1 protein-coding gene is annotated in these 269 nt (G+C 46.8%); it reads right to left on the bottom strand.

What is annotated here, in order from left to right; translation table 11 throughout:
* On the bottom strand, positions 1 to 269 hold a 269-nt coding region (locus AAEY72_RS15050), incomplete at both ends, for a 3-oxoacid CoA-transferase subunit A (RefSeq protein WP_352311368.1).

Raw genomic sequence — 269 nt, 5'->3', positions numbered from 1 at the left:
ACCGAGTCCCATACCAGCTGCTTGAATGCGGCAAGCCAAATTCCCTTGTGGTACTAGCTCAAGTTCAATCTTGCCAGCATGATAAAGCTCATCAAATACCCAAGAGTCGGACTGGCGCGGAAAAGAGCAAATGATTTTACGCACAGCACCCGTTTTTAAGAGTTTGGCAAGACCATGGTCGCCATTACCGGCATTGTTATTGATGATAACTAAGTCTTTAATACCCAAGTTGATCAGGCCATCAATCAGCTCAGCAGGCTGACCTGCAG

It is taken from the genome of Psychrobacter sp. W2-37-MNA-CIBAN-0211, from assembly GCF_040309405.1.
Taxonomy (GTDB): domain Bacteria; phylum Pseudomonadota; class Gammaproteobacteria; order Pseudomonadales; family Moraxellaceae; genus Psychrobacter; species Psychrobacter glaciei.
Note: the sequence above shows the minus strand (reverse complement) of the source record. Positions and strands in the feature narration are given on the sequence as shown.